Origin of the sequence: Halomonas sp. HNIBRBA4712 (genome assembly GCF_043558675.1) — a bacterium.
In the GTDB taxonomy this organism is placed as follows: domain Bacteria; phylum Pseudomonadota; class Gammaproteobacteria; order Pseudomonadales; family Halomonadaceae; genus Vreelandella.
Genome location: NZ_JBIFXR010000009.1, coordinates 1 through 18,893 on the forward strand (window position 1 = coordinate 1; position 18,893 = coordinate 18,893).

General features: G+C 60.7%; 22 protein-coding genes and 3 tRNA genes. 15 read left to right on the plus strand and 10 right to left on the minus strand.

Features of this window, described 5'->3' with window-relative positions; genetic code table 11:
- Window positions 1-237: 237 nt before the first annotated feature.
- On the minus strand, window positions 238-1,299 hold the full coding sequence (gene hisC, locus ACGK9R_RS15205; RefSeq protein WP_394582780.1) for a histidinol-phosphate transaminase: 1,062 nt from the start codon (window positions 1,297-1,299) through the stop codon (window positions 238-240).
- A 213-nt stretch (window positions 1,300-1,512) separates the two neighbouring features.
- Here hisC and ACGK9R_RS15210 point away from each other — a divergent pair, with 213 nt between their 5' ends.
- From ACGK9R_RS15210 to mnmH, 4 genes are all read left to right on the plus strand, one after another.
- Window positions 1,513-1,968, plus strand: coding sequence for a copper resistance protein NlpE N-terminal domain-containing protein (locus ACGK9R_RS15210; RefSeq protein WP_394582782.1), 456 nt, complete (start codon window positions 1,513-1,515; stop codon window positions 1,966-1,968).
- Between the two features lie 98 nt (window positions 1,969-2,066).
- Window positions 2,067-3,440, plus strand: coding sequence for a DNA repair protein RadA (gene radA, locus ACGK9R_RS15215; RefSeq protein ID WP_394582784.1), 1,374 nt, complete (start codon window positions 2,067-2,069; stop codon window positions 3,438-3,440).
- 131 nt (window positions 3,441-3,571) lie between these two features.
- Window positions 3,572-4,609, plus strand: coding sequence for a selenide, water dikinase SelD (gene selD, locus ACGK9R_RS15220; RefSeq protein ID WP_394582786.1), 1,038 nt, complete (start codon window positions 3,572-3,574; stop codon window positions 4,607-4,609).
- A complete protein-coding gene (mnmH, locus tag ACGK9R_RS15225) occupies window positions 4,610-5,704 on the plus strand; it encodes a tRNA 2-selenouridine(34) synthase MnmH (RefSeq protein ID WP_394582789.1) in 1,095 nt (364 codons plus the stop codon).
- Here the strand turns inward: mnmH and ACGK9R_RS15230 are convergent.
- A complete protein-coding gene (locus ACGK9R_RS15230; protein WP_394582791.1) occupies window positions 5,701-6,381 on the minus strand; it encodes a type 1 glutamine amidotransferase in 681 nt (226 codons plus the stop codon). The two genes, mnmH and ACGK9R_RS15230, sit on opposite strands and share 4 nt — an antisense overlap.
- Window positions 6,382-6,513: 132 nt before the next feature.
- On the opposite strand from ACGK9R_RS15230, the gene ACGK9R_RS15235 reads away from it, so the two are divergent.
- Window positions 6,514-7,107, plus strand: a complete 594-nt coding sequence (locus ACGK9R_RS15235; protein WP_394583035.1) for a YjaG family protein — start codon at window positions 6,514-6,516, stop codon at window positions 7,105-7,107.
- Between the two features lie 9 nt (window positions 7,108-7,116).
- Here ACGK9R_RS15235 and ACGK9R_RS15240 read toward each other — a convergent pair whose 3' ends face one another.
- The 5 genes from ACGK9R_RS15240 to hisB form a co-directional block, all read right to left on the minus strand.
- Window positions 7,117-7,629 (minus strand): hypothetical protein, encoded by a 513-nt coding sequence (locus ACGK9R_RS15240; protein WP_394582793.1) that lies wholly within the window; start codon window positions 7,627-7,629, stop codon window positions 7,117-7,119.
- Window positions 7,630-7,694: 65 nt separating this feature from the next.
- Window positions 7,695-8,474 (minus strand): imidazole glycerol phosphate synthase subunit HisF, encoded by a 780-nt coding sequence (gene hisF / locus ACGK9R_RS15245; protein ID WP_394582795.1) that lies wholly within the window; start codon window positions 8,472-8,474, stop codon window positions 7,695-7,697.
- Entirely contained in the window at window positions 8,471-9,217 is a 747-nt protein-coding gene (hisA, locus tag ACGK9R_RS15250; protein WP_394582798.1) for a 1-(5-phosphoribosyl)-5-[(5-phosphoribosylamino)methylideneamino]imidazole-4-carboxamide isomerase, read from the minus strand. Before hisA ends, hisF begins: the two co-directional genes overlap by 4 nt.
- Window positions 9,218-9,228: 11 nt before the next feature.
- Entirely contained in the window at window positions 9,229-9,870 is a 642-nt protein-coding gene (gene hisH, locus ACGK9R_RS15255) for an imidazole glycerol phosphate synthase subunit HisH (protein WP_394582801.1), read from the minus strand.
- Between the two features lie 49 nt (window positions 9,871-9,919).
- Window positions 9,920-10,513: an imidazoleglycerol-phosphate dehydratase HisB gene (hisB, locus tag ACGK9R_RS15260; protein ID WP_394582803.1), complete on the minus strand. Its 594-nt coding sequence runs from the start codon at window positions 10,511-10,513 to the stop codon at window positions 9,920-9,922.
- Between the two features lie 216 nt (window positions 10,514-10,729).
- Here hisB and ACGK9R_RS15265 point away from each other — a divergent pair, with 216 nt between their 5' ends.
- The 7 genes from ACGK9R_RS15265 to ACGK9R_RS15295 all read left to right on the plus strand — a co-directional run bounded on the left by ACGK9R_RS15265 (window position 10,730) and on the right by ACGK9R_RS15295 (window position 15,461).
- Complete coding sequence (locus ACGK9R_RS15265) at window positions 10,730-11,200, plus strand: acetyl-CoA sensor PanZ family protein (protein ID WP_394582806.1); 471 nt, start codon at window positions 10,730-10,732, stop codon at window positions 11,198-11,200.
- The gene (locus ACGK9R_RS15270; RefSeq protein ID WP_394582808.1) at window positions 11,200-13,527 is read left to right on the plus strand and encodes an AsmA family protein; all 2,328 of its coding nucleotides are present in this window, start codon (window positions 11,200-11,202) and stop codon (window positions 13,525-13,527) included. The genes ACGK9R_RS15265 and ACGK9R_RS15270 overlap by 1 nt, the downstream gene beginning before the upstream one ends.
- An 80-nt stretch (window positions 13,528-13,607) precedes the next feature.
- Complete coding sequence (gene mutY / locus ACGK9R_RS15275; RefSeq protein WP_394582811.1) at window positions 13,608-14,699, plus strand: A/G-specific adenine glycosylase; 1,092 nt, start codon at window positions 13,608-13,610, stop codon at window positions 14,697-14,699.
- A 38-nt stretch (window positions 14,700-14,737) separates the two neighbouring features.
- Window positions 14,738-15,013: an oxidative damage protection protein gene (locus ACGK9R_RS15280; RefSeq protein ID WP_394582814.1), complete on the plus strand. Its 276-nt coding sequence runs from the start codon at window positions 14,738-14,740 to the stop codon at window positions 15,011-15,013.
- Between the two features lie 145 nt (window positions 15,014-15,158).
- A tRNA-Phe gene (locus ACGK9R_RS15285) sits at window positions 15,159-15,234 on the plus strand.
- Between the two features lie 6 nt (window positions 15,235-15,240).
- A tRNA-Gln gene (locus ACGK9R_RS15290) sits at window positions 15,241-15,315 on the plus strand.
- A 70-nt stretch (window positions 15,316-15,385) separates the two neighbouring features.
- Window positions 15,386-15,461: transfer RNA gene (locus ACGK9R_RS15295), tRNA-Thr, on the plus strand.
- A 116-nt stretch (window positions 15,462-15,577) separates the two neighbouring features.
- Here the strand turns inward: ACGK9R_RS15295 and ACGK9R_RS15300 are convergent.
- The 3 genes from ACGK9R_RS15300 to ACGK9R_RS15310 form a co-directional block, all read right to left on the minus strand.
- Window positions 15,578-15,877: a tyrosine-type recombinase/integrase gene (locus tag ACGK9R_RS15300; RefSeq protein WP_394582817.1), complete on the minus strand. Its 300-nt coding sequence runs from the start codon at window positions 15,875-15,877 to the stop codon at window positions 15,578-15,580.
- A 338-nt stretch (window positions 15,878-16,215) separates the two neighbouring features.
- Window positions 16,216-16,527: a hypothetical protein gene (locus ACGK9R_RS15305; RefSeq protein WP_394582820.1), complete on the minus strand. Its 312-nt coding sequence runs from the start codon at window positions 16,525-16,527 to the stop codon at window positions 16,216-16,218.
- On the minus strand, window positions 16,527-16,736 hold the full coding sequence (locus ACGK9R_RS15310) for a helix-turn-helix domain-containing protein (protein ID WP_394582823.1): 210 nt from the start codon (window positions 16,734-16,736) through the stop codon (window positions 16,527-16,529). Before ACGK9R_RS15310 ends, ACGK9R_RS15305 begins: the two co-directional genes overlap by 1 nt.
- A gap of 113 nt (window positions 16,737-16,849) precedes the next feature.
- On the opposite strand from ACGK9R_RS15310, the gene ACGK9R_RS15315 reads away from it, so the two are divergent.
- The 3 genes from ACGK9R_RS15315 (at window position 16,850) to ACGK9R_RS15325 (ending at window position 18,580) form a co-directional block, all read left to right on the plus strand.
- Entirely contained in the window at window positions 16,850-17,134 is a 285-nt protein-coding gene (locus tag ACGK9R_RS15315; RefSeq protein WP_394582826.1) for a hypothetical protein, read from the plus strand.
- Between the two features lie 206 nt (window positions 17,135-17,340).
- On the plus strand, window positions 17,341-17,637 hold the full coding sequence (locus ACGK9R_RS15320; protein ID WP_394582829.1) for a hypothetical protein: 297 nt from the start codon (window positions 17,341-17,343) through the stop codon (window positions 17,635-17,637).
- 22 nt (window positions 17,638-17,659) lie between these two features.
- Window positions 17,660-18,580 carry a hypothetical protein gene (locus ACGK9R_RS15325; RefSeq protein ID WP_394582832.1) on the plus strand — a complete coding sequence of 307 codons (921 nt, stop codon included), beginning with the start codon at window positions 17,660-17,662 and terminating at the stop codon, window positions 18,578-18,580.
- The last annotated feature ends 313 nt before the right edge of the window (window positions 18,581-18,893 follow it).

Sequence of the window (18,893 nt, forward strand, 5' to 3'; positions counted from 1 at the left end):
TCACGCCGCGGGGGATTTTTCTTGTGCGTGGAAAGGGGGCGTGGAAGGCAGGTACGAGAAAGAGGGCATGCGGGTCGTGGGAGGGCGCTTCAGCGGTGGTCCGACATGTCGGCGATGACGGTGGCACGGCCGTTCGCGCGCTGAAGCGCCCTCCCACAACCCCTCCCTGTCAGCCCGGAGCTCATTACGGGCCCTGACGCCTCGGCCCGCCCCGGCAGCCTTCTCACGATTCACGCCTCAGCGACAAATACTCTCCAGCGCTTCCAGCAGGCTATCCATTTCATCGTCGGTGCCGATGGTGATACGCAAAAAATTGGCCAGCGTATCGGTATTGAAGTGGCGCACCAGAATGCCGCGTTCGCGCAAGCCGGCGAACAGCTGCGCGCCTTCGAACTCGGGATGCTGTGCCAGTACGAAGTTGGCCTGGGAAGGCAGCACCTCGAAGCCCAGCGCTTCCAGGCGCTGCCGGGTGCGCTCGCGGGTGGCGATCACGCTGTTACGGCAGGCCTCGAAGTGGGCCTGATCCTTGAGAGCTGCAATGCCCAGAAGGCTCGCCAGGCTATCCACCGGGAATGAGTTGAAGGAGTCCTTGACGCGCTGTAGCCCTTCGATCAGCTCCGCGGAGCCGATCGCGTAGCCCAGCCGCAGCCCGGCGAGGCTTCTGGACTTGGAGAACGTGCCGGTAACCAGCAGGTTGGGATAGCGCTTCGTGAGCGCCACCGCGCTATCGGCGCCGAAATCGACGTAGGCTTCGTCGACCAGAACGACGCGATCCGTCACGCGCTGTAAAAGCGCCTCGATCGCTTCGAGCGGGTGGGCGTGGCCGGTAGGCGCGTTGGGATTGGCGAATATCACGCCGCTGCGTGGCGTATCGACACTCATCGCCTCGAGATCGACTTCCCACCGCTCGTCGAGCGGGTGCTGGCGAAGCTCGACGCCGTACAGTTTGGCGTACACCGGGTAGAAGCTGTACGTGATGGCCGGGGCATCCAGCGGTGCGTCATGGCAGAAGAACGCTTGAAAGGCGAAGGCCAGCACTTCATCGGAGCCGTTGCCGACAAACGTCTGCTCGAGCGCGACGTCGAACGTGTCGGCAAGCGTTTGACGCAGCGCGCGGGAGCTCGGGTCCGGGTAGAGACGCAGATGGTCGGTGGCGTAGTCGCGCAGCGCCTGACCCACGCCGGGCGCCGGCGGATAGGGGTTTTCGTTGGTGTTGAGCTTGATCAAGCGCTCAACGGGCTGCTCGCCGGGCACGTAAGGGGTCAGCGACCGAATGGCGGGGCTCCAGAATGGGCTCATGGGGATCACCTGGCTTGAGGACACGAGCCGTTATGTTCACCTGCGCCGTAAACGCGTGCAAGCGCTAACGGCACAATTGCATTATGCTGTTTTGGTTGACGATTGTTTGGCGCGAATAGAGCCGCCCAAGGGGTGGGCGCCGCACTTTGTAGCGGTTATGCTGTCACAAGCGCACGACACGAACGTATGCCCAACACGATAAGGAGAGATCCAATGCAACTCAGGAGTTTGCTAGCCGGTTCGGCCATGTTGGCACTACTGGCAGGCTGCGCGTCTGGCCAAACCGACCAGCAGGGTGCCGATTCTCCGGCCATGAGCGCGTCACAAGCGACCTACCAGGGCACGCTTCCGTGCCGCAACTGCGACGGCATCGACCTGAACGTCAGCCTGGAAGGCGAAGAGACCAGCGCCCCGCAGGAGCGTACCTTCGATTTGACGGCCAGCTATCGCAACCACCCCCAGACCCCGCCGGACGAAAACTACAGCGGTAACTGGGAAGTACTCAACGGCACGCCGTCGGACTCCAACGCCACCGTGTACGAGCTTACGCCCAACGGCGATGGTCAGATCTACTACTTTCTGAAGATCAGCGACAGCACACTCGAGCTGATCGACCCGGAGCGTCGTCGTTTCGAAAACGGCGAAATGCTGCGTCTGCAGCGCCGCTAACCCAGCGCAGGTAGTAGAAAGGTAGAAAGGCGGCCACGAGCCGCCTTTCGTGTTTTTACCCGGCGACCGGGCGAACGGCAAGACAGGAGCAGTGCGGCGTGGCCAAAGTGAAAAGCGCTTTTGTATGTACCGAGTGCGGGGCCGAGTACCGTAAGTGGCAGGGGCAGTGTTCGAGCTGCCAGGAGTGGAACACGCTGACTGAAGTGCGCTTGGCCAGTGCGCGCCCTGGCGCCTCTGCGCCGGCCCAGGGGCGAAGCGGTTACGCGGGGGATCTGTCTCGCGACGTGGTCGATTTGAGTAACGTCGACTTGAGCGAAGTACCGCGCCTGAGCTCCACCTTTGCCGAGTTCGACCGCGTGCTCGGCGGCGGCCTGGTGCCCGGCTCGGCGGTGCTGCTCGGCGGCAACCCCGGCGCCGGTAAGTCGACGCTACTGCTACAAACCGCCTGCAAGCTCGCCCAGCAGCGGCGTATCCTGTACGTGACCGGCGAGGAGTCGCTCTCCCAGGTCGCCATGCGCGCTCACCGCCTGCAGCTACCCACTACCGGTCTCAAGATGCTGGCCGAAACCAGCGTCGAGACGATCCTCGCCGTCGCCGAGCGCGAGAAACCGGAAATCCTGGTGATCGACTCGATCCAGACCATGCACCTCGAAGACATCAGTTCCGCCCCTGGCGGCGTGGCCCAGGTGCGCGAATCCTCGGCTGCACTCACCCGCTTTGCCAAGCAGAGCAACACGGTGCTGCTGCTGGTCGGCCACGTGACCAAGGATGGAACGCTTGCCGGCCCGAAGGTGCTCGAGCACATGATCGACGCCTCGCTTCTGCTCGAGGGCGGCGCCGACTCGCGCTTCAGGACCCTGCGTGGGCAGAAGAACCGCTTCGGTGCGGTGAACGAGCTGGGTGTGTTCGCGATGCTCGAGCAGGGCATGAAAGAGGTGAAGAACCCCAGCGCGATCTTTCTCTCGCGCCAGGAGGAGCAGGCGCCGGGCAGTCTCGTCATGGTGGTGTGGGAAGGTACGCGACCGATTCTGGTCGAGGTGCAGGCGCTGGTGGACGAGTCGGCGCTCGGTAACCCGCGCCGCGTGGCGGTCGGGGTCGACCAGAACCGGCTGGCGATGCTGCTCGCTGTGCTCAACCGCCACGGCGGACTTTTCACCGGCGACCAGGACGTCTTTCTGAACGTGGTCGGCGGGGTCAAGGTGCTGGAAACCAGCGCCGATCTCGCGGTGCTGCTGGCGGTGGTCTCGAGTCTGCAAAACCGGGCGCTGCCCAAAGAGCTCGTGGTGTTCGGCGAAGTCGGCCTTTCCGGCGAGATTCGCCCGGTGCCCAGCGGCCAGGAGCGCATTTCCGAGGCGGCCAAGCACGGCTTTCTACGTGCCATCGTGCCGCGGGCTAACGCGCCCAAGCAGGCGCCCAAGGGGATGGAGGTCATTCCCGTGGATAAACTCAGCGACGCGTTGGAAGCGCTATAAAGCGGCGCTTTATCCAACAGTGCGTTGCACGTTACACGGCGGGCTGTGCCAGACTCAGGAAAACGGTCCGCAAGCGGGGCCGATTCTCGAACGCCGATACGCGGCCACCCCCATTTTCAAGGAGAGATGCGATGAGCACCATTCGACTCACCCAGTACAGTCACGGCGCCGGCTGCGGCTGCAAGATCGCCCCGGACGTGCTCGACAGCATTCTGGCCAAGGCCGGTCCCAGCGCCAGCCATAAGCAGCTGATCGTCGGCAACCAGGGGCGCGAGGACGCCGCCGTATATGACCTCGGCGACGGCCGGGGCATGATTTCGACCACCGATTTCTTCATGCCCATCGTCGACGACCCGTTCGATTTCGGCCGTATCGCCGCGACCAACGCCATCAGCGATATCTACGCCATGGGCGGCACACCGGTCATGGCGCTGAGTATTCTCGGCTGGCCGGTGGACAAGCTCGCCCCCGAGATCGCCGGCGACGTGATCGCCGGCGCTCAGGGCGTGTGCCGCGAGCTCGGCGTGGCGCTGGCCGGCGGCCACTCCATCGACGCGCCGGAGCCGATCTTCGGCCTTGCGGTCAACGGCTTGATCGAGCTCGAAAAGCTCAAGCTCAACAGCAGCGCTAAACCCGGCGATCTGCTCTTTTTGACCAAGCCGCTGGGCGTGGGTCTTCTGACCACCGCCGAGAAGCGCGGCCTGCTGGAAGCCGGCCACCACGGCCTGGCCCGCGAAACCATGCTCAAATCCAACCGCATCGGCGTCGAATTTGCCGGGGTGAAAGGCGTGAACGCCATGACCGATGTCACCGGCTTCGGTCTCGCCGGCCACTTGAGCGAAATCTGCAGCGCCAGCAACGTCATGGCCGAGATCGATTTTCGCCGCCTGCCGCGTCTTTCCGAGGCCGAAGCCTACCGGCGCCAGAGCGCGGTACCCGGCGGCACGCTCAGAAATCGCGACGCGCTCGGCGCTCAGCTCAAGCCGATGGACGAGACCCACTGGCAGTGGCTGTGCGACCCGCAAACCTCCGGCGGTCTTTTGATCAGCGTCGACCCGGCCTGGGAGGATGACGTCGAGCGTATCGGCCGCGAACACGGGCTCGACCTTAAACCTTTTGGCACGCTGAAAGCGCGCGAAGGCGATGCGCTGATCGAGGTAATCGGATAGATGAGTCACGATATAACGGCGTCGCTCGAGCTGATCGCTCGGGGTACGCCGCTGATCGACGTGCGCGCCCCGATCGAGTTCGCTCAGGGAAGCCTTCCGGGCGCGGTCAATCTGCCGCTGATGGTCGACGAGGAGCGCCACCAGGTCGGCATCGCCTACAAGCGCCACGGCCAGGCGGCGGCCATCGCGCTCGGCCACGAGCTGGTCAGCGGCGAGGTCAAGGCGGCGCGCATCGCGGCCTGGCGTGACCACCTGGCGCACTATCCGAACGCGCTGCTTTGCTGCTATCGCGGTGGGCTGCGCTCGCAAATCAGCCAAGCGTGGCTTCAGGAGGCCGGGCTTGACGTGGCGCGTATCGAGGGCGGCTGGAAAGCCATGCGCCGCGCGCTTTGCCAGCGTATCGACCGTGGCGCCGAGCAGCCCATGCTGGTGGTGGCGGGGCTGACCGGCGCGGCCAAAACGGTGCTGATCAACCGGCTGTTCAACGGGCTGGATCTCGAGGCCTGCGCCAACCACAAGGGGTCGGCGTTTGGCCGTCAGGTCGACGCGCCCACCACCCAGATCGACTTCGAACACGCGCTGGGTCAGCGCCTGTTAGGCTTGAACGACCGGCTGGTGATGGAGGATGAGTCGCGCCAGATCGGCAACGCCAACGTGCCGCTGACCTTCTGGAACGCGATGAGTCAGGCGCCGCGCATTCGTATCGAAATGCCGCTGGACTGGCGCCTGGAGCAACTGCGCTACGATTATATCGAGGCGCTACAGGCGGCCTTCGTCGAGCGCTTCGGCTTTGATGAGGGTTTTCGGCGTATGCAGGAGCAGCTCGCTAATAGCTTGAAGCGCCTGGGCAAGCGCCTGGGCAATGCGCGGTTACAGCGGATCCAGCGTCTACAGCGCCTCGCCTTTCAGGCTCATGCAGACGGCAATACCCAGGCCCACGAGGCCTGGCTTGGCCCGCTTTTGACCGAGTACTACGACCCGCTCTACCGCTACCACCTGGAGCGGCGGGACAACGCCCCGCCGGAGCTACACGTGGGCGACTGGGAGAGCTGCCTGGACGCCGCCCGGGCGTGGAGCGGCGCTCAAGAAGATTAAGTCTTGGCCAACCACTGCAGCATTACCCGGTCGAGCAGCGGCGCCAGGCCGTGAAAACGCCCGGGCGCTTCCAGAATCGCCTCTTCGCTTTGCAGGTAGCGGGTGGCGCTGCTTGGCTCTGGCGGGTGGTTGAATAACCCGGCCACACTCTGGGCAGTGACCTCCAAATGGCACAAGAGCCCCACCACGCGGCCCGCATCCCAGGCAAAGCCCTGCAGCGGCGCGGCGTCGCTGCCGCCCAAAGGCAGGGCGTTCTCCGGCAGGCTGAACACCAGGCGGTGCCACATGAATGCCTCGAAGCGCTCGGGCAGATCGAACGGGCTTTCGGGGGCGAGTGTCACGCTGTGCCAGCCGGTTTCCGGGTAGGTGCCGGGTGCGATCACCGCCTCCAGCGCCTGGGCGATCAAAAGCGCCCCCAGGCCGATGCCGAGCACCGGGCGCTGGCCGTCCAGGTAGCGGTTGAGGAGTTTTTGCTCCGCTTTGAACCAGGCGGGCGGCGTCTTGAGCATCGCTTCCGGGCCATCCAGTATGATGAGCGCATCGCACTCACCCGGGCGCGGCGTCAGTTCGCCGTCGAATAGGTGAAAGACCGTGTAGCTGTGCCCCATGCTTGCAAGCCAGTCGGTGAGACGCGCGGGGCCGTGGTCCGGGCCGTGCTGTAGCAGATGAATATGCATGGTAATCTCCTCGCCGGCCGTCATCGCTTTCAAAGTCGCTTGCGCGAGTGTGCGACGATAACGCATCGCCCTGTTTTAACCAATATCGTTTCAACCTTATCGTTTCACCCTACAAAGGCTCAGGAAATCAATATCGTGGCCAAACCGTCCGGATTTTATCAGCTCCTTCAAACGCTCCCGCTGACCGCCCAGCAGGCCTTCATGGCCGCGCTTTGCGAGCGGTTGATTCCCAACTACACGCTGTACGAGCAAACCACCGGCCACGGCGATAGCCACACGCTCAAGACGGTGCTGAGCCTGGTCTGGGAGCGGTTGCAGGTGCCCGGCGCGAGTATCGACTTCGCCCGCCAGGCGGAGAAGCTCGCCGAGTGCGAGCCGCTGCCGGAGGATGAAAGCTTCGGCGCCCGGCGCGCGCTCGATGCGGTGGTCGCGGTGAATGCGCTGCTCGATACGCTTCAGGGCGAAGCGGGGGAGGCGGTGCTCGACGTCAGCCGCACCTCGCGCGCCGGCGTGCGCGCCTTCATCGAGCTCACCGAAGGCGAAGTGGATGCCAAAAAGCTCGCCCTGATCATCCGCGACCATCCGCTCATGGAGGACGAAAACGATTTTCAGGACGCGGTGCTCGAAGCGGTCAGCGGCCCACTCGACAAGGCTGCACTCAAGGAGCTACGCCGGCTTGGGCGCAACGGCGGCGTGAGCAACCTGGGGCTGAGTCTCGAGGAGTGAGGCTCGAGGTTAGAAGCGTACGCCCGCGGTGATCATCATGCCCGCGGTGCCGAACATGATCAGGTCGGTTTCAAGACGGCGCCACTGAAGACCAATGCTCGGCAGCGCCGCCGGGGCGATCTCGTAGTGGTTGAAGGGGATCTTGTCGCGATACTCGCTCTTGTACCCCTTGAGCGCCCCCGCGGTCAGCTTGGCGCGCAGGTGCACGCCGCTTTCAAGCGTTGCCAGCGGGAACTCGCGCCCGGCGTAGACGTACCAGGTGGGCTGATCGAACGAGTTCTTGAACCAGGCCGCCCCCAAAAGCCAGCGCTCGGGATTGTGAAGCTCGAGGCTGATCAGATCCTGCTGCTCGGTATGCTCCGGGTCGGGGCTGAAGTGGCGGGTCAGCAGGCTGGTTTGCACCAGGCCGTGGTCGAAGGCGAGCGCCGGCGGCCAGTCGGCCTGGGCCGTCGCGCACAGCGCAATGCTTACTCCCAATCCCAGCCCCAGCGCTTTCGCCGCCCGCGCAGGTGTGCATCGCATGAAAAGCCCCAGAGGCGCAAAGGGGAGAGGAGCGCCGACGCGGTCGCGCCGGCGCCTTCGAGCCGTCATGCCTGGAGGCGCATTTCGATACCGCGCTCGGCCATGAAGCGTTTGGCTTCGGGAATGGTGTATTCGCTGAAGTGGAAAATGCTCGCTGCCAGCACCGCGTCGGCGCCGCCTTTCAGCACGCCGTCGACCAGGTGCTCGAGATTGCCCACCCCGCCGGAGGCGATGACCGGCACGCTCACCGCCTCGGAAATGGCCCGCGTCACGCCTAGATCGAAGCCGCTTTTGGTGCCGTCGCGGTCCATGCTGGTCAGCAAAAGCTCGCCAGCGCCAAGCTCCACCATCTTCTTCGCCCACTCGACGGCGTCGAGCCCGGTGGGCTTGCGCCCACCGTGGGTGAAGATCTCCCAGCGCGGCGGCTCGCCCTCCTTCGACACCTTCTTGGCGTCGATCGCCACCACGATGCACTGGCTGCCGAAGCGCTCGGCGGCCTCACGCACGAACTCCGGGTTGGTCACCGCAGCGGTATTGATCGACACTTTGTCGGCGCCGGCGTTGAGCATGGTGCGAATGTCCTCGCAGGTGCGGATGCCGCCGCCCACGGTGAGCGGGATGAACACCTCGCCAGCAATGCGCTCGACCATCTCGACGGTGGTTTCGCGCTCGTCCGAGCTTGCAGTGATGTCGAGAAAGGTGATCTCGTCGGCACCCTGCTGGTTGTAACGTTTGGCGACCTCCACCGGGTCGCCGGCGTCACGGATGCCAACGAAATTGACCCCCTTGACCACGCGGCCGGCGTCGACGTCGAGACACGGAATGATGCGTTTGGCCAGGGTCATGCGCGGCCTCCGCGCAGCTCGTCGCTCAGGCGCTGGGCCTCGCGCACGTCCAGGCTGCCCTCATAAATGGCGCGGCCGGTGATGGCGCCGAGAATGCCGCTGTCGGCTACCTTGCAAAGCGCCTCGATGTCATCAAGGTTCGTCACCCCGCCGGAGGCGATCACGGGTAAGCCGCCTTCGCGGGCAAGTGCGGCAGTCGCGTCGACGTTGACGCCCTGCATCATGCCGTCTCTTGCGATGTCGGTGTAGACGATGCTCGACACGCCGTCATTGGCGAAGCGCTTGGCAAGCTCGGTGGCTTTTACGGTGGAGACTTCCGCCCAGCCGTCGGTGGCAACGAACCCGTCTTTCGCATCGAGGCCGACGATGATGTTGTCCGGGAACGCGCGGCACATTTCGCCGACGAACGCTGGCTCCTTGACCGCTTTGGTGCCGATGATCACCCAGGAGACGCCGGCGCTGAGGTAGTGCTCGATGGTGTCTGCGCTTCGAATGCCGCCGCCGATCTGGATCGGCAGGTTCGGGTAGGCGCGGGCGATGGCGGTGACCGCCTCGCCGTTGACCGGCTTGCCTTCAAAAGCGCCGTTGAGATCGACCAGGTGCAGGCGGCGCGCGCCGGCCTCGACCCAGCGCCCGGCCATGGCGACCGGATCGTTGCCGTAGGAGGTCGAATCCTCCATGCGGCCCTGCTTCAGGCGCACGCACTGGCCGTCTTTGAGATCAATGGCGGGAATGACTAGCATGTAAAATCCTCTCAGGGCGTCCAGGTGACGAAGTTTTCGAGCAGGCGAAGGCCGGCACGAGCGCTCTTTTCCGGGTGGAACTGCACGGCGAAAGTGGCGTCGCGCCCGATCGCCACGTGGGCGTTGACCCGGCCATACTCGGTGGTGCCGTAAACCTCTGCATCGTCGCTTGCGTTGACGTAGTAGCCGTGGACGAAGTAGAAGCGCTCGGCGTCGTCGATACCTTCCCACAGCGGGTGGTCGTGGTGCTGATGGAGCCGGTTCCAGCCCATGTGCGGCACCTTCAGGCGCTGGTCGTGTTCATCGCGCATGTCCTGGGGGAAACGGTCGACGCTGCCTTGGAAAAAGCCCAGGCAGTCGACGCCGCCGTTCTCCTCGCTTTTTTCCATCAGCATCTGCTGGCCCACGCAGATGCCCAGAAGCGGCTTTGCCTGGCGGGTGAGAATGTCGTCGACCAAACCGCGAAGTTCGGTGCGCTCGAGCTCGCCCACGCAGTCGCGAATCGCACCCTGGCCGGGCAGCACCACGCGGGTGGCGCCCAGAATACGTCGCGCGTCGCGGGTGATGACGACGTTTTCGTGGGTGACGTGTTCAAGCGCCTTGGCCACGGAATGCAGGTTGCCCATTCCATAATCGATGACGGCGATGGTCATGTCGCGCTCCTTGTGGTGAGTGGCGAACGGCCTGGGCCTTGTAGCGGCCTCACAGCGTTCCCTTGGTGGAGGGCATCTGCCCGGCCATGCGCGGATCCTCGGCAAGCGCCATGCGCAGCGCCCGGCCAAAGGCCTTGAAGATGGTTTCCGCCTGGTGGTGGGCGTTGTCGCCTTTCAGGTTGTCGATGTGCAGCGTTACCCGGGCGTGATTGACGAAGCCGTGGAAGAACTCGCTGAATAGCTGCGTATCCATCGTGCCGATGGTATCGCGGGTAAAAGTGGCGTTCATGAAAAGCCCAGCGCGGCCGGAAAAATCCACCACCACGCGGGAGAGCGCTTCATCCAGCGGCACGTAGGCGTGGCCGTAGCGAACGATACCACGCTTGTCGCCCACCGCTTCGTTGAACGCCTGGCCCAGGGTGATGCCTAAATCCTCGACCGTATGGTGGTCGTCGATGTGCAGGTCGCCCTTGACCTGCATCGAGATGTCGATCATGCCATGGCGCGCCACCTGATCCAGCATGTGATCGAGAAACGCAACGCCGGATTCACCCTTTAAATGACCCTTACCGTCAAGGTCGATCGTCACGGTGATCTGCGTTTCGTTGGTGTCACGGCTGACCGTGGCAGTTCGCGCTGACATGTTGCATCTCCTGCGCCTTTGCGCATCGTAAGCCGGGCGGCGTTTTACCCCACTCCGGGCGTGACATAATAGCGAGCCAAACGGGCATTATAGAGAATCGGTGACCCCATCCGCTACAATGCACGAAAGGTCGCTGTTTCAAAGGCCTTGATTCGGCGGCGCACGTAAGGTGGGCGCTTTCGAGCGAGAGGCGAAACGCACGGCGAGGAGGTCAGCATGGCGGTGACACTGGTATACGTCGACCGCTCCCGCTGGGGGCAAAGCGCATCGATACGCCAGGATCTGACGCGTATCTACGACGACGCCTTCGCCGAGCGGATAGGCGGTCAGGCGGCGGCTCCTTTTATCGAAGATCATCTGGCCGAAAAGCAGTTCTTTGCCTGCGCACGCTTTGATGCACGCCTGCTGGGCGCAGTGGCGATTTTCGAGGCCGATGATCGCGCCTGGTGGCTTTCAGAGCTTTGCGTGCGCGAAAGCGCCCGGCGCCGCGGCGTCGGCTCGCGGCTGATGGCGCTGCTCGCCGAGCAGGCCGGCGAGCAAAAGCGCACGCTGCGTATCGACACCGCAGCGCTGCCGCTTGCCGATCGTATCCTGCTTTCTCGAATCGGCTACCGGCCCCGCACTGGCGAGACGGGAGAGCACGGTTTTCACGAGTATGTCGAGCTAGACCCACAAGGGAACGGTTGATGAAACAGTTATTGCGTATCCTGCTGGCCGCGGTCGGCATTCTGGCCATGGTGGCCGTGGCCGCCGTGGTGTACGTCACCACCTTTCTCGACCCCGAGGACTTCAAACCGCGGCTGGTCGAAGTGGTCGAGGAGCAGACCGGGCTGAACTTGGCGCTGGAGGGGCCGATCACCTGGTCGTTCTATCCGCGTATCGGCGTCAGCGTCTCCCAGGCCCGCGCCTGGCTGCCCGATCAGTCCGTGGACGAAACCTCCTTCGCGGCAATCGACAGTGCTGAGGTCAGCGTCGCCTTCGCGCCGCTTCTGCGCGGCGAGATCGCCGTTGACGGGCTGACCCTGGACGGCCTGCGCCTGAATCTGGAGCGCGACGCGCAGGGCGAGGGCAACTGGCAGCTTCTCATGGAGCGGCTGGCCGAGCAGAACAGCGAAAGCGCTGAAACCGTGCTGGCGCCGGCCAGTGCCGGGCCTCACGTGGATGCAGGGAGCCTCTCGGTGGTGCTCAACATCGCAAGCGTCGAGGTCAAAAACGCCGATATCCGCTACCGTGACACCCCCAACCAGGCGCTGTGGCGGCTGCAGTCGCTCGATATCAACGGCAGCAACGTCAACCCGTCGCGGGCGTTTCCGCTCAAGGCGATGTTCACCCTGACCCGGCATAACCGGCTCGACGCTGAAGCGCTCGAACGCGCGCCGGCTTTCACCAGTGAGATGAACCTTGAAACCCGGGTGCTGCTGGGCCTGGACGACGAACGGGTGACGCTCGAGAACTTCCAGCTCTCGACCCGCTCGACCACCACGGCCGAAGGCGAGCCGCAGCAGGTCAATCTCAAGGCCGCGGAAATGATCGCCCGGCTGAACGAAGAGCGCCTGAGCGTCACCGGCGGGGTGATCGAAACCGGCCTGCGCCATCCGGAAAACTGGCAGGGCGGCCTTGCGCTGACGCTCGGCTTCGCGCTCGAAGGTGACTGGCGCGCCGAGACCGCCCAGCTACGCGATGTCCAGCTCACCGGGCCGGACGGGCTACGCCTGAGCGGCCAGCTCAACGTCGAGCAGTTTTTAAGCGATCTTCAGTATCAGGGTCAGATCAACGCCGCCCCCTTTACTCTGCGCCCCTGGCTTACGCGGCTGGGCGTATCGCTCAATACCGCCAGCGAAGCTGCGCTGAGCGAAGTCGCCATGACCAGCCCGGTCCAGGGCGATCTGACCCAAATCACGCTGCCGCAGCTTTCGCTGGTAGTGGATAGCAGTACCTTCACTGGCGAACTGGCCGCTGAGCTTGATGGCACTGCCGTGCAGTTTGATTTAAGCGGCGACCGGCTCAACCTGGATCACTACCTGCCGGGGCCGGTCACGTCGCAGCAGGCCGGGCTCGGGTTCGGCTTCGTTCGCCGCGCCGTGGCCCAGGCGGAAAACCCGCTGCTGCCTCAGGCCTGGCTCTCCACGCTCGATCTCGAAGGCGATTTGGCGCTCGACCAGCTCGAGCTTGGCGGGCTTTCCTTCGACGATACGACGCTATCGCTTCGCGGCGAGCAGGGCCTGCACCGGCTAACCGGCTTCGAGTCGCGCTTTTACGACGGCACGCTCAGCGCCACCGGCGAGATCGACGCGCGCGAGCCGGTGCTACAGTGGCAGTTCGCGCCAGAGGCTAGCGGCGTGCAGATCGCACCGATGATCGAGGCGCTTGGTGAAGAGCAGGCACCGCTTCGCGGGCGCTTCAACCTCGACGGCGAGCTCACCACCCGCGGCAACAGCCGCGACGTGCTGACCAGTAACCTCAACGGCACGCTCGATGCGCGTATTGAAGACGGCGCGATCTTCGAAACCAACGTCTCCCAACAGGTATGCGAGCTGGTGGCACAGCTCGAAGGCGAAGGCACGCTGCGCGACTGGCAGCCGGATACCCGCTTCGAGCGCTTCGGCGCCACGTTTAACGTGCGCAACGGCGTGGTGACCAGCGACGACCTGCTTATCACGCTGCCGGGTATCGATGTCGAAGGCGGCGGCGAGTTCAACCTCAACAGCATGAACTTCATCACCCGCGCCAACGCCCGGCTGGTAGACACCGCCGACGCCGCCTGCTCGGTCAATCCGCGCCTTCAAGCGCTGGCGCTACCGGTGCTTTGCGAGGGCCATATCGACGACGACAAATCCCAGTGGTGCCGGCTCGACCGCGACGCCTTCCAGGCCTCGCTGGTCGGGCTACTGCGCGCTGAGGCCGGCACCCAGGTCGAAGAGCGCCTGGGGGATACGCTCGACAACCTGAACGAACAGCTGGGTGACGAGAACGTGCGCCAGCTGCGCGAAGGGATTCGCAATCTGTTCGACTAAGCCCTTCACCGGATGACCCGCGCCGGCCTCGCGCCGGCGCTTTTTTTGCTACTCGTTTATCTTCGGAGCTTTAACGCCCCATGGCCGATACGCCCACGCCGTGCCTGACGGCGCCCGAATTCCAACGCCGGCTGCTTGCCTGGTTCGACCAGTACGGCCGCCATGACCTGCCCTGGCAGTCGCCGCGCAGCGCCTATCGTGTATGGGTGTCGGAAATCATGCTGCAGCAGACCCAGGTGACGACCGTGATTCCCTACTTCGAGCGCTTCATGGCGCGCTTTCCCACACTTTTGGCGCTGGCCAACGCCGACCAGGACGAGGTGCTGCACCTGTGGACCGGGCTTGGCTACTACGCCCGCGCGCGCAACCTGCACAAGGCCGCGCAAACCGCCCGCGACGAGCACGGCGGGGCGCTTCCGGTCGAAAGCGTCGAAGCGCTCACCGCACTACCGGGCATTGGCCGCTCGACCGCTGGCGCCATCATCGCCCAGAGCCAGGGCGCGCGCGCCGCCATTCTGGATGGCAACGTCAAACGCTCGCTGACACGGCTTCACGCCGTTCCCGGCTGGCCCGGCAGGCCAGCGGTAGAGCGCGTTCTTTGGCAGCTTGCCGACTACTTTACGCCCGATGAACGCCTGGCTGACTACACCCAGGCGATCATGGATTTTGGCGCCACGCTCTGCACCCGCGCCCGGCCGGACTGCGTGATCTGTCCGTTCAACGATGTATGCGCCGCCTATAAAGAAGGCGCGCCCCAGCGCTACCCGGAATCCAAACCGAAAAAGACGCTGCCTACCCGCGACACCCTGATGCTGGTGCTGCGCGATGGGCAAGGGCGCGTATGGCTCGAACAGCGTCCTCCGACGGGCCTCTGGGGCGGTCTCTGGAGCCTGCCGCAGTTCGACGACCGTCAGGCACTCAGCGACTGGCTGCAGGACAACGTCGACAGCGCCATCATCGAGCCGGTACTTCCGGACTTCACCCACACCTTCAGCCACTTTCGGCTTTCGATCACGCCGCAGCCGGTGCGCTGCGAAGGGCTTTCCGGGGTGCGCGAGAAGGGCGTTTGGGCGGACCCCGCCGACCCGCCGGCGCTGGGTCTGGCCGCGCCGGTCAAGTCGTTACTAGCGCAGCTGGCACCGTTTTCGCTTGATCCCACCCCGGGGCCGTGACCCATACTCTGGGCTACTCACATTCAAGGAGCACGTTCATGAGCAACACCGTTTTTTGCCGCAAGTACCAGCAGGAGCTGCCTGCACTCGCCTTCCCCCCCTTGCCCGGCGAGAAGGGCCAGGAAATTCAGGCCACGGTCTCCCAGCAGGCTTGGCAGGAGTGGCAGGCGCTGCAGACCCGCCTGATCAACGAAAAGCACCTCAACATGCTCGAGCCCGAGTCGCGCCAGTACCTGATGGCGCAGATGGAGCGCTTTTTCGATAACGAAACCACCGACCAGGCTGAAGGCTACGTACCCCCGAGCCAGCCCTGAACCCCCGTAGGGCGGGCGTTTGAGGTGGCAAAGCCTGACAGGGCGAGATGGCCGAGGTGTGTCATAACCTCGTGAACAGAAAGAAACTTTCACAAAGGTGTTGACGAAAAGCGAGGTTTTTAGTTTAATACGCACCGTTGGCAGCGGCCAGATAGCTCAGTTGGTAGAGCAGGGGATTGAAAATCCCCGTGTCGGCGGTTCGATTCCGTCTCTGGCCACCACACTGCTGGGGTATCGCCAAGTGGTAAGGCACCGGTTTTTGGTATCGGCATTCCCAGGTTCGAATCCTGGTACCCCAGCCATTGCCAACAAGATTTCTTGTTGACTGACTCGCTTGACGAAAGCAGTCAATTGTTCAAGAAAACGCGATGCGCCGACATAGCTCAGTTGGTAGAGCAACTGACTTGTAATCAGTAGGTCCCGGGTTCGACTCCTGGTGTCGGCACCATAAAAAATGGTTAAAAGCAGAAGCGTTCAAGAACATGATCAAGCCGCCTTCAAAGGCGGCTTTTTCGTATGTGTCCACAAAGTCTCCAACCGTTGGACACTCTGAAGTATCCCACCTCAAGCATTTATAGCTATTGGGTTGAATCTGGTAGCTTCTTCCAAATGATCCGGTGCGAAGTGTGCATAGTAGATAGTCATGGTGATCGGGTGACCGAGTATCTGCTGTAGCACCTGCATATTATCGCCATTCATCATAAAGTGGATCGCGAACGTATGGCGTAGCAAATGGGTAAGCTGACCCCCTGGTAGCTCGATTTTGAGGTCCTGGACCGCCTTGGCGGACGCTTTGCAACGATTATCCAAGAGGCTACCGAGCTTGCGCCGGGCACCGTAGCTGCTTGGCCAAGTCGGTGGCAATGGAGATTGTAAGGCTCTTGCCTGATTTCATGCCTACGAAGACGATACGACTCTTGCGCACGTTCTCGACTCGAAGCGACTGAGCTTCACTTCAGCGAGCGCCAGTTGATAAACATATTAGGGTGATCCAGTAGCGATCGTCTGATTCTTGAGCACTAAGGTGATCAATCAGCAGAGGGATTTGGTAGCCATCAAGGTATCCCTTCTCGCTTTCGTCGATGCGTACCTTTCGCACTTTCAAAAGGGGGTTAACATGGAGGTGTGAATAGCTGCTCGACGTTCACCGGGTTAGGGAAGGCGGTAGGTATCGAGGCGCTGTCGTTGGACTGGGTCAGGCCCTAGTGCTTGATGAGGTACGCCAGAGCGTGCCGCTCGCTATTGAAAGCGATGGTGTAGCGTGAATGATCGTCATCAGTTGCCTGATGGAGTCGGGCAATCGTGGTGTCGTCAAGATCGAGAACGAGCAGGTGGTCAGCAGGGACGATAATGAAGGCAAAAACGCCGCGAGGGGCTACGCGACGATGCAGGAGAACACCAGCAGATAGGCTTTGACCGTCGAACAGAAGCTTTTGGTAGCTGATAGTCACGCGGTCGGTTTCCAGCAACGTGCAGGGCTCAGCGAGCGTCACAACGGGGGCGATAGCGGTCATTAGTGCCAGTCCTCCGAGTTCAGGCATTCAGCGGTAAAGAGTGCGACGTTCACCAGCCGGCGGCGGCCGATCTTGATCAACGGGAGGTTGCCCTGGTTGAGTTGGCCGCGAACGGTGTCGGGGCTCAGGCCAGTGAGCTCGGAGAACCGCTCGACCGTCATAGCGGGCACCTGGGGTGCGGGGACGTGGGGCGTGTTGCTCGTTTCCATGCTGTACCTGCTCGCTGTGGCATGTTTCTGTTTTCTGGTATCGTGTATATGAAACCAGAAAGTGTACTCGTAATTGAGTATACTCATAAACAAGGTTACTCAGAGTTGAGTATATGTCAAGCGAGCTTGCCAGAAAAATTCGTGAAATTCGTGAAGTGGAAACTTCAGGGAGAGGCGAGTTTTCGCAACTAATTGGAATTGCTAAGAAAACGCTAGAGGGCATCGAGCAGACAGGGAGGGTACCGAAAGGGGATCTTCTGGAAGCTATTTGTCAGCAGTGGCCGAAGTACACGCTTTGGTTAATGACCAGTGAGACAAATGAGGAATGTGGCCAGGTAAGCCCCGAGATAGAGAGGGCGCGCCGCACGTTGAAGAAAACGGGGACGGATACCGACTAGCAAAGCGGGCTGTGAATAGCTGGTTTCACAGCGGCAAGGGTTGTGGGTAAGGGGGTAAGGGGAATGGGGGCAGGAGGAGCAGCACAAGAGGTATTCAGTCATCTAATGAAATTGGCCATCCTGTTCGCCGGGGTGGCCATTTTGTATGTATGGCTTGAGAATAAACTATTTAAGAAGCTCAAAAAGAAGAAAAGGGGTAGGAGATAATGCAGGGGATCGACAGAGGTTTTGCTAACGCATGGCGAGAGCTTGAGGCTGGCATGCAGCAGGCCATGTACTACGCGCTGCTAAGTGACATTTTTATGTTTATAGCAATATCAGTTTTTGTTGGTTGCTGTTGTGTAATAGCAGTTAACTTTAAACGATATGTTAATGAAAGCTCTAAAGTTAAAAGGGTAGAGAAGCAGTATTATTCAATTCGTGCTGAGCGTGAAAGGCTTGAGGCTAAAAAGCTAGAGCTTGAGCTTGGGCTAGTGGATGAGATAAATAAATTAGTTTCATGAATAAGAAAATAGGGAAGTAGCTATGAATGACAAAGACGTAGTTGTTGTTGAAGAATCTAGCCAAACTGAAAACAAGAAAGCCTTTATAGTTACACCTATTGGTAACGATAATACGAACATAAGGAGAGCAACAGATGGTTTAATAAAGTCAGTTCTGGAGCCAATTCTTTTTGAGTTCAATTATGAGCCAAAAGCTTCACATCAAGAAAATGATTTAGGTTCAATATCTATAAAAGTAATAAAACATTTGCTTGAAGATGACTTGGTAATTGTAAATCTATCTCACTTGAACGCCAACGTTATGTATGAATTGGGTATCAGGCACGCTACTGGAAAACCAGTAATACTTATTTGCGAGGAGAATACTGAACTACCATTTGATACGCGGGATCAAAGAACCATATTTTATAATAACGATATGATGGGCGGCATTGAGCTAGCCAAACGTTTAAAGGCAGTTCTTAGTGATGAGAAGAAGCTGTTAAGTAACGAGAGTAATCCCATATACATGGCAGCATATGATAGTGTTATTACTAAGTCTATAATGGAGAGAGTTAATAGGGCTAGTGTTAGTACCGAAGAAAAAAATCTAGTGGAACTAGTTTTAGGTAAAATGGAAAAAATAGAAAAGAATCTTTATAATAAAAACGCTAACCACTCAATGATTGAAAGTAAGTTTGATAATATTTTTTCAGCTTTCGTTATTTATATTAAGCACTCAATAGATAATATAGGCTTTATTCGTTATAAAGACTATTTATATGCAGGCTATGACAGTTCATTCTTACTAGAAATATCAAGGAAAGAGCTGATAAAAGAAGGTTTTATTGTTGAAGAAATATATGAAAAAGAAGGTGTTCATGTAATGAGAGTAAAAAACTCAGATATTCAAGAGGCATACAAGTTTGAAAGTATCATTAGAAACAACCTTCTTCCATTTTGAAGACAAAAGTGTCCAAAGAAACATGACAGAACGTGCCAAAATGATTTTTAAAGTGTGCATAAGTGCCTGAAAGTTGTGTTTTCATGCCAGTGCCTGACGCTAGGAGAAGTTCTTGTAATCAGTAGGTCCCGGGTTCGACTCCTGGTGTCGGCACCATAAAAAATGGTTAAAAGCAGAAGCGTTCAAGATCATGATCAAGCCGCCTTCAAAGGCGGCTTTTTCGTGTGCGTGATATTTGCCTGATGGTCGTCAAGCGTGGTTCAGGGGCGATTGTTTCTTATGCCCGCAAGCCCGGCCGGGCTTGCGGGGCTTG